The sequence below is a fragment of the Paraburkholderia bryophila genome (assembly GCF_013409255.1).
Lineage (GTDB): Bacteria > Pseudomonadota > Gammaproteobacteria > Burkholderiales > Burkholderiaceae > Paraburkholderia.
The window spans coordinates 2,004,879-2,018,334 of sequence record NZ_JACCAS010000002.1 but is presented as its reverse complement, the minus strand read 5'-3'; the positions used below and the strand labels follow the sequence as shown (position 1 = coordinate 2,018,334).

At 64.6% G+C, this 13,456-nt stretch carries 11 protein-coding genes; 8 read left to right on the top strand and 3 right to left on the bottom strand.

Translation table 11 applies throughout. From position 1 onward, the window contains the following. From GGD40_RS30030 to GGD40_RS30020, 3 genes are all read right to left on the bottom strand, one after another. Nucleotides 1-1,359 carry an MFS transporter gene (locus tag GGD40_RS30030; protein WP_179710758.1) on the bottom strand — a complete coding sequence of 453 codons (1,359 nt, stop codon included), beginning with the start codon at nucleotides 1,357-1,359 and terminating at the stop codon, nucleotides 1-3. Continuing rightward, on the bottom strand, nucleotides 1,356-2,432 hold the full coding sequence (locus GGD40_RS30025; RefSeq protein WP_179746091.1) for an alpha/beta hydrolase: 1,077 nt from the start codon (nucleotides 2,430-2,432) through the stop codon (nucleotides 1,356-1,358). Before GGD40_RS30025 ends, GGD40_RS30030 begins: the two co-directional genes overlap by 4 nt. Nucleotides 2,433-2,514: 82 nt before the next feature. Then, entirely contained in the window at nucleotides 2,515-3,570 is a 1,056-nt protein-coding gene (locus tag GGD40_RS30020) for a porin (RefSeq protein ID WP_179746090.1), read from the bottom strand. Nucleotides 3,571-3,770: 200 nt separating this feature from the next. Here GGD40_RS30020 and GGD40_RS30015 point away from each other — a divergent pair, with 200 nt between their 5' ends. The 8 genes from GGD40_RS30015 to GGD40_RS29980 all read left to right on the top strand — a co-directional run bounded on the left by GGD40_RS30015 (nucleotide 3,771) and on the right by GGD40_RS29980 (nucleotide 13,451). After that, on the top strand, nucleotides 3,771-4,679 hold the full coding sequence (locus GGD40_RS30015) for a LysR family transcriptional regulator (protein ID WP_179710761.1): 909 nt from the start codon (nucleotides 3,771-3,773) through the stop codon (nucleotides 4,677-4,679). A gap of 114 nt (nucleotides 4,680-4,793) precedes the next feature. Next, a complete protein-coding gene (locus GGD40_RS30010) occupies nucleotides 4,794-6,308 on the top strand; it encodes an ATPase domain-containing protein (RefSeq protein ID WP_179710763.1) in 1,515 nt (504 codons plus the stop codon). A gap of 7 nt (nucleotides 6,309-6,315) precedes the next feature. Beyond that, nucleotides 6,316-7,974, top strand: a complete 1,659-nt coding sequence (locus GGD40_RS30005; RefSeq protein ID WP_179746089.1) for an ATP-binding protein — start codon at nucleotides 6,316-6,318, stop codon at nucleotides 7,972-7,974. A gap of 126 nt (nucleotides 7,975-8,100) precedes the next feature. Then, nucleotides 8,101-8,619 (top strand): MarR family winged helix-turn-helix transcriptional regulator, encoded by a 519-nt coding sequence (locus GGD40_RS30000; protein WP_179710767.1) that lies wholly within the window; start codon nucleotides 8,101-8,103, stop codon nucleotides 8,617-8,619. 6 nt (nucleotides 8,620-8,625) lie between these two features. Next, nucleotides 8,626-10,728, top strand: a complete 2,103-nt coding sequence (locus GGD40_RS29995; RefSeq protein WP_179746088.1) for an FUSC family protein — start codon at nucleotides 8,626-8,628, stop codon at nucleotides 10,726-10,728. Between the two features lie 46 nt (nucleotides 10,729-10,774). After that, the gene (locus GGD40_RS29990; RefSeq protein WP_035561322.1) at nucleotides 10,775-10,984 is read left to right on the top strand and encodes a DUF1656 domain-containing protein; all 210 of its coding nucleotides are present in this window, start codon (nucleotides 10,775-10,777) and stop codon (nucleotides 10,982-10,984) included. Next, on the top strand, nucleotides 10,981-11,934 hold the full coding sequence (locus tag GGD40_RS29985) for an efflux RND transporter periplasmic adaptor subunit (protein WP_179710769.1): 954 nt from the start codon (nucleotides 10,981-10,983) through the stop codon (nucleotides 11,932-11,934). Before GGD40_RS29990 ends, GGD40_RS29985 begins: the two co-directional genes overlap by 4 nt. Further along, nucleotides 11,931-13,451, top strand: a complete 1,521-nt coding sequence (locus tag GGD40_RS29980; RefSeq protein WP_179746087.1) for an efflux transporter outer membrane subunit — start codon at nucleotides 11,931-11,933, stop codon at nucleotides 13,449-13,451. Before GGD40_RS29985 ends, GGD40_RS29980 begins: the two co-directional genes overlap by 4 nt. Nucleotides 13,452-13,456: the final 5 nt, after the last annotated feature.

Genomic DNA, 13,456 nt, shown 5'->3' with positions numbered 1-13,456 from the left:
CTAGTGAGTAGCGGCCCGCGCCGCCACGCCGCCGTGCGCTCGTCCGGCGCGCGTGAAATACACCATCGCCAGCGACACGAAACCGGCAAAAATCAGGTAGAACGCCGGCGTGAGACTGCTGCCCGTGACGCGCGTCAAACCGGTAATCGTGAGCGGCGCCATGCCGCCGAACAACGTCACCGCGATGTTGTACGAGAGCGCCACGCCCGCCGAACGGCTACGCACGGGGAAAAGCGTCGCGAGCATGCCCGGATGCGCACCGGACATCGCCGCGAGAAACACCGTGGCGACCATCTGCGCGATGAACAGATGCCCCGGCGTCGGGTTAGTCACGACGAAGTGATAGAGCGGATACACGCACACCATCCACGCAATTACGATCGGATAGAACAAGCGGTATGCGCCGTAACGATCGGCGAGCTTGCCCGACAGCGGAAACAGAAACAGATTCAACGCGCCCGACACGAACGCACCAAGCAACGCGGTGGACAGCGGCAAATGCAATTGCCGCTCGACATACACCGACAGATACGAGTGCCACACGTAATTCGTCGCCGCCCCGACGATGATCACGCCCATCGCGCAGATCGCCGCATCGCCGTTATCGCGGAAGAACTGCCGGACGGTCACGCGCGGCGGCTTCTCTCGATGCTGAAGCAAGCGCTCGAACTCGGGCGACTCGGCCACGCGATGCCGGATATAAAAGCCGAACGGACCGGCCAGCGCGCCGAACAGAAACGGCAGACGCCAGCCCCACGCCACCAGTTGTTCATGCGTCAATTGCGTGGTCAGCAGATAGCCGACGCCGGACGACAGCAGCAACGCAAACGCCTGCGCCGACATGTTGAAGCTGCCATAGAACATCTTCTTGTGCGGCGGCGCGTACTCCACCAGCATCGCGGATGCAGTCGCGAACTGCCCGCCCACCGAGAGCCCTTGCAGCAGACGCGCAAGCACCACCAGCAGCGGCGCGGCGATGCCGATCCGCGCGTAGCTCGGCGTGAGTCCCATCAGCAGCGTGCTGGCCGCCATCGAAATGATCAGCAGCGAGAGCGCCTTGCGACGCCCCGCCCGATCCGCGTAGATGCCGAGCAGAATGCCGCCGATCGGCCGCACGATAAAGCCGACGGCGAACGTGGCGAGCGTCAGCATGATCGACACGAAGCCGCTGCCGCCTGGAAAGAACACTTGCGCAATGATCTTCGCGAAGTAGCCGTAGATCAGAAAGTCGAACCATTCGAGGCCGTTGCCGAGCACGGACGCGAAGATCGCGCGCCGCACCATGGCGGGACTCAGCGCGCTCGAAGGGTCGGCGCCGGGCAGCGCGTCGTCACGCCGATTGAAGGCTGTCTCGCTCATGGCTCGCACCCCTGGGTACCGAACATGGCCGACAACGCGCACACCGACGTCAACATTCGCGCACCATCGTGACCGACGCCCGGCACGATATGAAAGCTTTGATTCAACCCCTGCGGATGACGCGACTGCATATACGCGTAATACGCCGTGGCGCGCGCCACACGCTGCGGGCCTTGCGCTTCCGCCGCGCAGGATTTGTCGAGCGCGCTTTGCTGGGGATCGTCGTCCGCACCGCCAACAAGATAGTCGATCCGGCGCGCCGCATAACCCGCTTCGAGTTGCGCCGGCGAACGGTCGTCGAGATACGGCGGCCGGTTGTCCATGCCGTACTTCCATTGATTGAAGTCGGGGCATTGCGCGGCATCGAACGGCGCGGCGACACCTTGGGCATTGGGCCTTGACGCGTCGAAGTAAGCATAGGTGGACGGACTTGCCACCACGTATCGCACGTCGATTCCCTCGCCGGTCAGCGTGGCAATGTTGCGTCCCGCGACCGCGTAGCGCTGCACCACCTGGCCGCCGCCCGAATGGCCGGCGAACACCACGTGCCGCAGATTCGGAAACAGCTTGCGATCGGCGAGACGCGCGACGATCGCGTCCAGCACTTCGTAAGAGCCGATCGGCAGCGGCGCGCGTGCCGCTTCCCCGCCCATCCACGCATCGCCGGTCCAGCGCAGCATGTCGGCGGGTTCGTCGTGCACGCGCAGGTCGAGGTTGGCGAGGAATTGCGGCGCAATCAGCAGCGTGGTGTCGGGATCGGCGTGCGCGGCGTCGCGGGCATTCTGCGCGGTGCGGTAGTACACGTCCGCGTTGCGCAGTTTGCCGTGTATCACGATCACCGCACGCGTCACCTGGGGCTGCGCGACATTCCAGTCCTTCGACAGATACAGCGGAAATTCGGCATGCCCTTGCGGCGTGTCGATCGTGAACCGCGTGTCGGAGATCACCGCGACCGGCCTCAGATGCGCCTTGTACGCGTGGGCCGCCAACGCCGGCTGCGCGAGCGCCGCCAAAACAGCCACGCTGGCTGCGGCGCATATCGTCGCGGTGCGTCGAGAGAGAGAAAAGGTCATGCCGCTAGCTCCTGATTACCGTGCGCTGTCTTGAGTCTTGAACGCGGCGCATCGTCGAATCCGTCGTTGAAAAGCTAAATGCTCAGAACCGGTGGCGAATACCGAGCGTCACGCCGGTCTGATTCGGACCGAATGCGGTGTCGCTCGTCAAACCGACCGGCGTGTACTTGTCGTTGGCGTAGCGCGTGGATGCGGCGTAGGCGACGGTTGCGTACACATCGGTTCGCTTCGACAGAATATAGTCCGCACCCAGCACGCTCATCAACGAGTTCGACACGTTGGCCGCCTTGTTGCTCTGGTAATACTCGGCGACCGTCACGCGGAACTGCGGCCCGATCAGATAGCGCACCCCGCCGAACCACAATGCCGACGACACCGTCGCGCCCTTGGTCGGGTTGTACAGGTAGTGCTCGTAGCCGCCCAACACGGTGAAATCGCCGACCTGCTCACGCGCCGACGCGCTCCAGTTGCGCGATTTGGTCCACATGCCGGTGGAATTGATCGCGCCGTTGCGGTAGTCGTAGGCGAGCGCCGCGGCGAAGCTGCCGCTATCGTAGTCGAGCGCGCCGCCGTAGGCCGCGCTGCTCTGAAACGAATCCGCCGTGCCGCCGAAGCTGTACACCCCCGTCGCCGTCAACCCGCCGAAGTGGCCCACATACTTGACCGAATTGTTCACGCGGGCCTTGAACGAAAAGCTGTCCGCGGAACCGGTGGTGGGCATCCACGTGTACTGCTGGCCGAACACCATTGGGTCGTACTTGATCAGCGTGTCGTACATGGCGGTGTACTGCAAACCCGCCGACAACGCGCCGTAGGCGTCGTTCGCTACGCCCACCGCCGCGGTGCGATTGAACAGCACACCGGCGGTTGCGTTGGTGCCGTCGTTACCGTTGAATCCGGCCTCGAGAATAAAAAACGCCTTGTTGCCGCCGCCGAGATCTTCCGTACCGCGAAAGCCGAAGCGCGAATTGCTCAGGCCGCCGGAATTCTCACGCACCAGCGAGCCGCCGCTCGCGCCCGCATGGTTGAGAAATTCGAGGTTGGTGTCGATCAAGCCGTACAAGGTAACCGAGGCCTGAGCCTGCGCACCCGCGCAGCCCGCCATGGCCAACGCGGCCACTGCATATTGTTTTTTCACTGACGTCTCCGGTCGATTTTGTTTTATGTCGCAGCGTGACCGGCGCTGCGCGTCTGGGGCAGCGCGGGCATCGGTCGATGCGATGAACGAGATCGTAGGATTGGCCGTGGCAAATGTAAAATACCTGTTTTACGCATCATCCATACATATTGGATATGGCAGCGGGCGGAATGAACCGCACGGCCGGGAGACGGAACATCATGGAACTGCGTCATCTGCGTTACTTTCTGGCAGTCGCCGAAGAAGGCCAATTCACGCGCGCCGCCGAACGGCTGGCCATGCAGCAGCCGCCGCTTTCGCAGCAGATTCGCGCGCTGGAAGAAGAGATCGGCTTCGAGCTGTTCGTGCGCATGCCGCGCGGCGTCACGCTGACACCGGCGGGCCAGGCCTTTGCAGAAGACGCGCAACGCCTGTTGCACGACCTTCAGCAGTCGGTGGAGAAAGCGAACCGGATTGCGCGCGGCGAACTCGGCACGATTTCGATCGGGCTGACCAGTTCGGCCGCGTTTCATCCGTTCACGACCGAAGCGATCCGCGCGTTCCGGGCGGTCTGCCCGGAGGTGGCCGTGGAGCTGGCCGAGCTCAACGCGGCAGAAATCATCGAGCGTCTGGCTGCGGGGCAGATTCAGGCCGCGTTTCTCCGCAAACCGGTCGACGTGCGCGAAGGCGTGGCGTTCGAACTCCTGCTCGATGAGCCAATGGTCGTGGTGTTGCCGGCCGGGCATCCGCTGCTGAAAGGCGCGGGCAAGAAACGCCCGCAGGTGTCGTTGAAAGCGCTGGCGCAGGAGGACTTCATCCTGGTCCGCCGGCCGGGCGCGCCCGGCATGTATGCCGACATTCTCGCCGCATGCCGGCAGGCCGGCTTCGTGCCGCGAATCGCGCGCGAAGTGCCGCGCATGGTGTCCGGCATCAACCTCGTCGCGGCGGGTTTGGGCGTGACGCTGGTGCCCGCGTCGATGCAGCGCTACGACCAGGTGGGCACCGTGTATTGCACGCTCGCCGATCCCTCCAGGCTGAGTGCGCCCCTGCATCTGGCCTACCCGGCGGCACTGCAGAACAGCGCGGCGACGCGCTTCATTGAGTTGGTGATGGCGCGCGCACAAAAGTAGGTCATGGCGGTTCGCGCCGGAAGCGGCGTTGGCAATGCGGATAGGCACATTAATTGCAATCTCGCCTTACCGGCCGGGCAACTGCCGGCCATTCAATGACGCGAACCACACGCCATGTCAAACAAACTCGCCGCTGATCAGAAGGACCGCCTTTCCTCAGGAATCGAAGGCATCGACGACGTCCTCGGAGGCGGTCTCACGCCTCACCGCATGTACCTCGTGGAGGGCGCGCCCGGTACAGGTAAAACTACCCTGGCGTTGCAATTCTTACTTGAGGGCGTCGAAGAAGGACAAGTCGGCCTCTACATCACGCTGTCCGAAACCCGCGACGAGCTGATCTCGGTCGCTGCGAGCCACGGCTGGGACCTCAGCCGGTTTACGATCCTCGAACTGCTCTCCGACGAAGGCCTCGACCCGCAGTACGAGCAGACCGTCCTGCACCCGGCCGAAGTCGAACTCGGCGAGACCGTGCGCAGCGTGATCCAGCAGGTCGACGAACTCAAACCCGCGCGCATCGTGCTGGATAGTCTTTCGGAGTTGCGTCTGCTGTCGCAGAACCCATTGCGCTACCGGCGGCAGATTCTGGCGCTCAAACGCTATTTCGCGACCCGCGAGTGCACGGTGCTGCTGCTCGACGACAACGCATCCGATCCCGGCGACGTGCAACTGCACAGCATCGCGCACGGCGTGATCACGCTCGACAACCTCGTGCACGACTATGGCGGCAACCGCCGGCGCATGCGCATCGCCAAGATGCGCGGCATCAAGTTCCGCGAGGGCTACCACGACTTCACGCTCGACACGGGCGGCATTCACGTGTATCCGCGGCTGGTTGCCGCCGAACATCACGCGGAGTTCCTCACCGACGCGCTCAGCACCGGCACACCCGGCCTCGACGCGCTGCTCGGCGGCGGCCTGATTCCCGGCACCAACGCGCTGATGATCGGCCCCTCGGGCGTGGGCAAAACCACGACGGTGGTGTCGTGTCTGATCGCCGCGCTAGAGCGGGGCGAGCGCTGCGTCTACTACGTGTTCGACGAAACGCTCACGACGCTGATCGTTCGCTGCACGTCGCTCGGCATGTACCTCGCGCCGCACGTGGAAAGCGGCCTGCTGACGCTGCGCCAGATCGATCCGGCGGAAATCTCGCCGGGCGAGTTCGCGAGCGACGTGCGCAACTCGGTGCAAAACAAGGGCGTGAAATACGTCGCGATCGACAGTTTGAACGCCTATTTGCAGGCCATGCCCGGCGAACGCTATCTGCTGCTGCAAATGCACGAGCTGCTCGGCTATCTGAACCAGCAGGGCGTGGTCACGATGCTGGTGCTGGGGCAGCACGGCATCATCGGCGAAGTGCAGAGCGATATCGACATCAGCTATCTCAGCGACGTGGTTGTGCTGTTCCGCTATTTCGAACACCAGGGCGAAGTGCTGACCGCGGTGACCGCCGTGAAGAGCCGCGCCAACGCGCACGAACGCTCGATCCGTCAATTCCGGCTCAGCAGTCGCGGCGTGGAAGTGGGTGAGGCGCTGCGCGACTTCGAAGGCGTGCTGTCCGGCCTGCCGTCGTACCGCGGCGGTACCGCGCTGCTCGGCGCCACGCCCCACGTCATCGACACGTCGAGGTAGTCAGGCCATGGAGCAACGCGTCCTTATCCTGGCGCCGTTCGGCCGCGACGCCGATGTGATTGCCGAAGTGCTGCACAAAGACCAACGCCAGTGCATCGCTTTTCGCAACGCGGACGCGCTGACCGAAGCGCTGGAGGCCGGCGCGGGCAGCGCGCTGATTGCCGAAGAAGCGCTGGCGGATCACCATGCATCGCGTCTATTCGACTGGCTCAGGCAGCAACCCGCCTGGTCCGATTTCCCGTTTATCCTGCTCGCCGCGTCGCGGGTCGGACACCGGTCCGCGCGCGGACTCGAAGTGCTCGAACAACTCGGCAACGTGGTGGTGCTCGAACGTCCGCTGAATTCGGAAACGCTGCGGCGCGCCGTGGCGTCGTCGCTGCGGGCGCGGGCTCGGCAGTACGAATCGCGCCGCCATCTGGCGGAACGGATCGAGGCGCAGAACGCGCTGGTGCAGTTGAACGATTCGCTGGAAAGCCGGATTGCCGAACGCACGCACGAACTCGCCTCCGCCAACAACCGGCTGATGACGGAGATTCACGAGCGCGCCAAGGTGCAGGCGGTGCTGGTGCAATCGCAGAAGATGGAAGCGCTCGGGCAGCTCACCGGCGGCATTGCGCACGACTTCAACAATCTGCTGAACGTGATCATGGTCAACGCGGAACTGATCGCACGGGTCAGCAGCGACGAACGCATTCGCGGCATGGCGGCCACGGTCAAACGCGCGACCGAACGCGGCGCGAAACTGACCGGCCAGTTGCTGACGTTCTCGCGCAACAGCAACCTCGATCTCAAAGCCGTGGACGTGGTCGCGTTGCTGCAAGGCATGCGCGACATCATCACGGTCTCGCTCGGGTCCAGCATCCGCTACGCCAACGAGATTGAAGGCGAGGAGATGTGGACCGAGGCCGACGCCAATCAACTCGAACTGGCCATTCTCAATCTCGCGATCAACGCGCGCGACGCGATGCCGGGCGGCGGTCAACTCAGCATTCGCGTCAAACAGCGCACAGCGCCCGATGAAACCCTCGCGGACGGCCGTTACGTGGTGCTCGAAGTGATCGACTCGGGTTCGGGTGTGCCCGCCGACGTGGTCTCGCGCGTGTTCGATCCGTTCTTCACCACCAAGCCGATCGGCAAAGGCACCGGCCTCGGCTTGAGCCAGGTCTACGGCATCGCGAGGCAGGCGGGCGGCACGGCACGCCTGTTCAGCGAGGAAGGCGCCGGCACCACCGTGGAGATCTGGTTGCCGTTGCGCGAGCGCGTGGCCCCGCAAAACGAAGCGGCTTCCGATGTCGAAGCAAATGCCGTCGGCGAAAAACGCGTGCTGGTGGTGGAAGACGATGGCGAAGTGCGCGCCATGCTGGTCGAGTCGCTGCGCATGCTCGGCTACACCGTGACCGAAGCCGCGGACGGCCGCGCCGGATTGAATCGTCTGGAGCGCGACAAGCCGGACCTGCTGATGGTCGACTTCGCGATGCCGGGTATGAACGGGATCGACGTGATCGCGGAAGCGCGCAAGATGCGCGAAGACTTGCCGGTGATTCTCGCGACCGGTTACGCGGATGTGGATATTTCCGGGCTGGCGGTGAAACGTTGCACGATTCTGCGCAAGCCGTTTCAACTGGATGATCTGGCGCGGACGGTTCGGCTCGGGCTGACTGCGTGATTTGCCAGACGCGGTTACGCCACTCTCCGCGCGCAGTTACGTCCCATGCCGCCTCCGCCGTCGCGTCACAAAAAAATCGCAATTCAATAGTTTGCTAACGAATTTTTTAGAAATACAATACCGGCCATGTCGAATCTCGATAAATTGCGCCGCACCGTTAGCAGCACCCTGGTCGTGGCCGCCAGAAAATGGCGGCGCACAAGTCACGGCGTGCTCGCGGCCTTCAACGTTTCCGAGGCGTGCGCCACGCCGCTGCTCACCGCCAGCCGGCTCGGCGCGGCGGTGCGCCAGGTCACGCTGGCCGACCACATCGGTATAGAAGGTCCGTCGCTCGTGCGGTTGCTCGATCAATTGTGCGCGGCAGGCCTGATGCGCCGTGACGAGGATCCCGAAGACCGCCGTGCGAAAACCGTCGTGCTGACCGAAGAAGGCCGCGCGGTCACCGCGAAAATGGAAGAGGAACTCGTCACGTTGCGCGCGCAAGCATTGAAAGGCGTGTCGCGCAGCGATCTGGAGGCGACCTTGCGGGTGCTTGCAGCGTTTACATCAGACGCGGCCGAACGGGCGGATCAGACGACCGCCGGCAAACCCTCCAAACGCAAAGCATCCCCCGCGGCGGCGCACGACGCCGGCGATCCGGCGTAACGGTTTATGGTCTATCCCTCCCTTCGCGACTGGCTGTTCTCGGTCAAGACCTTCGCCGCGGCAATGATCGCGCTTTACATCGGCCTTGCACTCGAACTGCCGCGACCTTACTGGGCGATGGCAACCGTCTATATCGTGTCGAATCCGTTCGTCGGCGCGACCCGTTCCAAGGCGCTCTATCGTGCGCTAGGCACCGCGCTGGGCGCGTCGGCCGCCGTGCTGCTGGTGCCGCCGTTCGTCGAATCACCGTATCTGTTCAGCGTGATCGTCGCGTTATGGACCGGCACACTGCTGTATCTCGCGGTGTCCGACCGCACCGCGCGCAGCTATGTGTTCCTGCTGGCCGGCTACACGATGCCGATCATCGCGCTGCCGTCGGTCACGAATCCCGCCGGCGTGTTCGATCTGGCGGTGAGCCGCACCGAGGAGATCACGCTCGGTATCGTCTGCGCGAGCATTGTGGGCAGCGCGTTGTTTCCGAGTCGGCTCGCGCCGACCATCATCGAACGCACGGACGCGTGGTTTCGCGACGCCGCGTTCTACGCCACCGAAACGCTGTCCGGCCGTATTGCCGGTTCGGCGATTTCGGGGGCGCGGCAGCGGCTCGCGTCCATCATCAACGCGCTGGAATTGTTGTTGAGCCAACTGGCCTACGACCACACGCGGCCCGACGTGCTGGCGCGTGCGCATGAACTGCGCGGACGCATGCAGCTTCTCCTGCCGATCATGTCGTCGCTCGCCGATCCGCTGATCGCGCTGTACAACTCCGGGCGACAGACCTGGCCCGAGGGGCTCGAAGCGCTGCTGAACGACGTCATCAAATGGTTCAACGCGCCGATGCCTGTAGTCAGCGAGGGCTATCACCCCGATCCGGCCGCCGACGCGCTGCGCGTGCGCATCGCGGCCATGCAGCCGCCGCCCGCCGCACTGGCGAACTGGGACGGCGCCCTGCTCTCGAACGCCCTGTGGCGCATGAAACAGGTGATCGACGTGTGGCAGGACTGCCGCTCGCTGCGCATCATCATTACCCGCGAAGAAGGCTCGTGGCGACCGCGTTTTCGTCATTGGCGGCTGGGCGGCACCGAGCGCTTCTACGACCGCGGCATCATGCTGTTCTCGACCGGTTCCGCAGCGGCGGCGGTGATTCTCGCGTGCAGTCTGTGGATCGGTTCAGGCTGGAACGACGGCGCCGGCGCGGTGACGCTCGCGGCGGTGGCATGCTGTTTCTTCGCTGCGCTCGACGAGCCCGCGCCGATGGTGTTCCGCTTCTTCGTGGCCACCGCGATCAGCGTGGTGGCGGCCGGCGTCTATCTGTTCGTCGTGCTGCCTCATGTGCATGATTTCCCGTTGCTGGTGATCATGTTCGCCGCGCCGTTCATCTTTGTCGGCACGCTGATTCCGCGTCCGCAGTTCAACCTGGCGACCGTGCTGGTCGCGGTGAACACCGCCACGTTCATCAGCATTCAGGACGCGTACGACGCCGACTTCCTGATCTTCATGAACAGCAATCTCGCGGGTCTGGCCGGCCTGCTGTACGCGTATCTGTGGACTCGCGTCACGCGCCCGTTCGGCGCCGAACTCGCGGCCTCGCGCCTGTTGCGTTCGAGCTGGGCCGACGTGGCGCTCACGGCGTCGACACGGCCGATCGACGATCCGCGCAATCTCGCCGCGCGCATGCTCGACCGCCTGATGCAGTTGATCCCGCGTCTGGCCGCCACCGACGACCATCGCCACCCGTCGATCGAAAGCTTCCGCGATCTGCGCATTGCGTTCAACGCGCTCGATCTGCGCCGCGTGACCCGCAAGCTCGCCGGCGAAGCGCCGGCCGCGATCGATCACGTACTAGACGACGTGCGCGCGTATTACGAAAACTGCGTCGACCGGCGCAAGCGCGAGCCGGTGCCCGACAGCCTGATGTCGTCGATCGACGCCGCCATCGCGCGCGTCATCGCGCAAGGACTCGCCAATGCCGGCGCGCCGAGCGCGACCTCGCAGAGCTCCGCGCGCCGCCTGCGCGACGCGCTGCATGCGCTGGTCGGCTTGCGTCTTTCGCTGTTTCCGGCCACGCTGACGACACCCACGCCGCCCGAACCGGAGGCCGCTGTCTGATGCGTGCATTTCGTGAACCGTCCCCCACCCTTTTCTTCTTCCAGCGATGATCGGTGAAATCGATATTTTCGGCGTGTTCGTGCCGGCCGTGCTCGTGCTGATGTTGATCGCCTATCTGATCAACCTGGCCTTGCGCACCGTGCTCGCGCGCGTCGGCTTCTACCGCTTCGTCTGGCATCGCTCCATCTTCGATCTCGGCATCTATGTGCTGGTGCTGGGCCTTGTCGTTGTCGTTTCGCACAGACTAATAACGTGAAAAAAACCTGGTTCTCCGTCGGTCAAATTCTGCTGACCCTGATCGTCGTCGTGGCTGCCGCCCTGGTGCTGTGGAAACTGGTCGGCTACTACATGTTCGCGCCCTGGACCCGCGACGGACACGTGCGCGCGGACGTGATTCAGGTCGCGCCGGATATCTCGGGGCTGATCTCGTCGGTCGAGGTGGTGGACAACCAGCAGGTCAGCAAAGGCCAGGTGCTGTTCGTGATCGACCAGGCGCGCTACACGCTCGCGTTGCGTCAGGCGGAAGCGACCGCGCAACAGCGCCGCGCCACGCTCGACCAGGCGCGCCGCGAAGACGCGCGTAACCGCAAGCTCGGCAACCTGGTCGCCGCGGAGGTGTATGAGGAAAGCCGCTCGCGCGTCGAACAGGGCGAGGCCGCGCTTGCCGACGCGAACGTCGCGATCGACACCGCGAAGCTGAACCTGCAGCGTTCGACGATCGTGAGCCCCGTCGACGGTTATCTGAACGATCGCGCACCCCGTGCCGGCGAATTCGTCGCGGCGGGGCGCGCGGTGCTCGCGGTGGTCGATATGCATTCGTTCCGCGTCGACGGGTATTTCGAGGAAACCAAGCTGCGCGGCATCGACATCGGCCAGCCGGTCGATATCACGGTGATGGGCGAACCGAACGTGTTGCGCGGCCACGTGCAAAGCATCGTCGCCGCTATTGAGGATCGTGACCGCACGCAAGGCTCGAATCTGCTGCCGAACGTGAATCCGGCGTTTAGCTGGGTGCGGCTCGCGCAACGGATTCCCGTGCGTGTCGCGCTCGACGAAGTGCCCGCCGACTTCCGCATGATCGCGGGACGCACGGCAACTGTATCGGTGCGCGATCTGTCGCCGATCGGCAAGAAGCATCCTGATACGCATGCGGCCGGGGCGGTGGATGCTTCCGCAACGGCGGCTTCTGGTGCGGCGTCGCAATGAAGCTGTCGCGCTCCCTTTCGCTACTGCCGCTGTTGCCGCTCTTGCCGCTGGCCATCGCGCTCAACGGCTGCATCAACGTCGGTCCCAACTACGCGCTGCCGAAGCAGGCGCTCATCAACGCGCCGCTCGCCAATGCGCCGATCGAAGGCGCCGACACCACGCTGACGTCGCGCCAGAATGTGCCCGCCGTGTGGTGGCAACTGTACGACGACCCCGTGCTGAACAGCCTGGTCGATCAGGCGCTGCAATCGAACACCGACTTGCGCGTCGCGGCGGCCAACCTGGCGCGTTCGCGTGAAGCACTCGGCGTCGCGCAGGCGCAAGGCGGCTTCTCCGGCAAAAGCTCGGTGCTGCTCGAACGCGCGCAGGAATCGGCCGAGCAATACCTGCTCACCGAGAAACTGCCGGTCGTCAATGAAGGCGATATCGGCATCAGCGTGTCGTACGAAATCGATCTGTTCGGCAAGCTGCGGCGCGGCGTCGAAGCGGCGCAAGCGGACAACGAGTCCGTCCAGGCCGCCGGCGATCTTGCCCGGATCAGCGTGGTCGCCGACGTGGTGCGCTCGTACGTCGACGAATGTTCGGCGGCGGAAGAACTCCGCATCGCACAACAATCGCTCGCGTTGCAGAAGCAGCGCGTGGACGTATCGCGCCGTCTGCGCGACGCGGGTCGCGGCAATCAGCCGGACGTGACGCGCGGACAAACGCAGGTCGAAACGCTGGCAGCGGATATTCCGCGCTATACGGCACGCCGCAAAATCGCCCAGTACCGGCTCGCGGCGCTGCTCGCCCGTGCGCCTTCCGACCTGCCGCCGGCCGTGCTCGCTTGCGACCGGCTCCCGCAGATTCGTCAGCCGATTCCGATCGGCGATGGCGCCGCGTTGCTCAAACGCCGCCCCGACGTGCGCGAGGCCGAGCGTCAACTGGCGGCCTCCACGGCACGCATCGGCGTAGCGACCGGGGCGTTGTATCCGACGGTGAGCATCGGCGCGTCAGCGGGATTGACGGGGGTTCTCGAAGATCTGGGCACGTCGCCTACCGCGCGCTGGGGCTTCGGTCCGCTGATTAGCTGGACCTTCCCCGCGAACGGCGCACGCGGCCGTGTGCGTGAAGCCGAAGCCTCGAGCGAGGTGGCGCTCGCGAAGTTCGACGGCGTGGTGCTGACCGCGCTGCGCGAGACGGAAACCAGTCTCGCCACTTACGCATCGGACTACGCACGCGCCGATGCGTTGCGCGCCGCGTTGAAGTCCGCGGCCGAGTCGGCGGATGAAACGCATCGGCTGTATCTCGCCGGGCGTGAGTCGTTCATTTCGGATCTGGATGCGACGCGCACGCTGACATCGACGAAATCTCAGGTGGCGGCAGCGGAAGGCCAGGTGGCGATCGATCAGGTCAATCTGTTCCTCGCGCTGGGTGGTGGCTGGGAGATGCCCGCAGCGGCTGCGCCTGGTGCGATGGGGGCAGCACCCTCGGCGAATGCGGCTCCGAACTCCGCCACAACGACTAAAGCACCTTGAGCGTG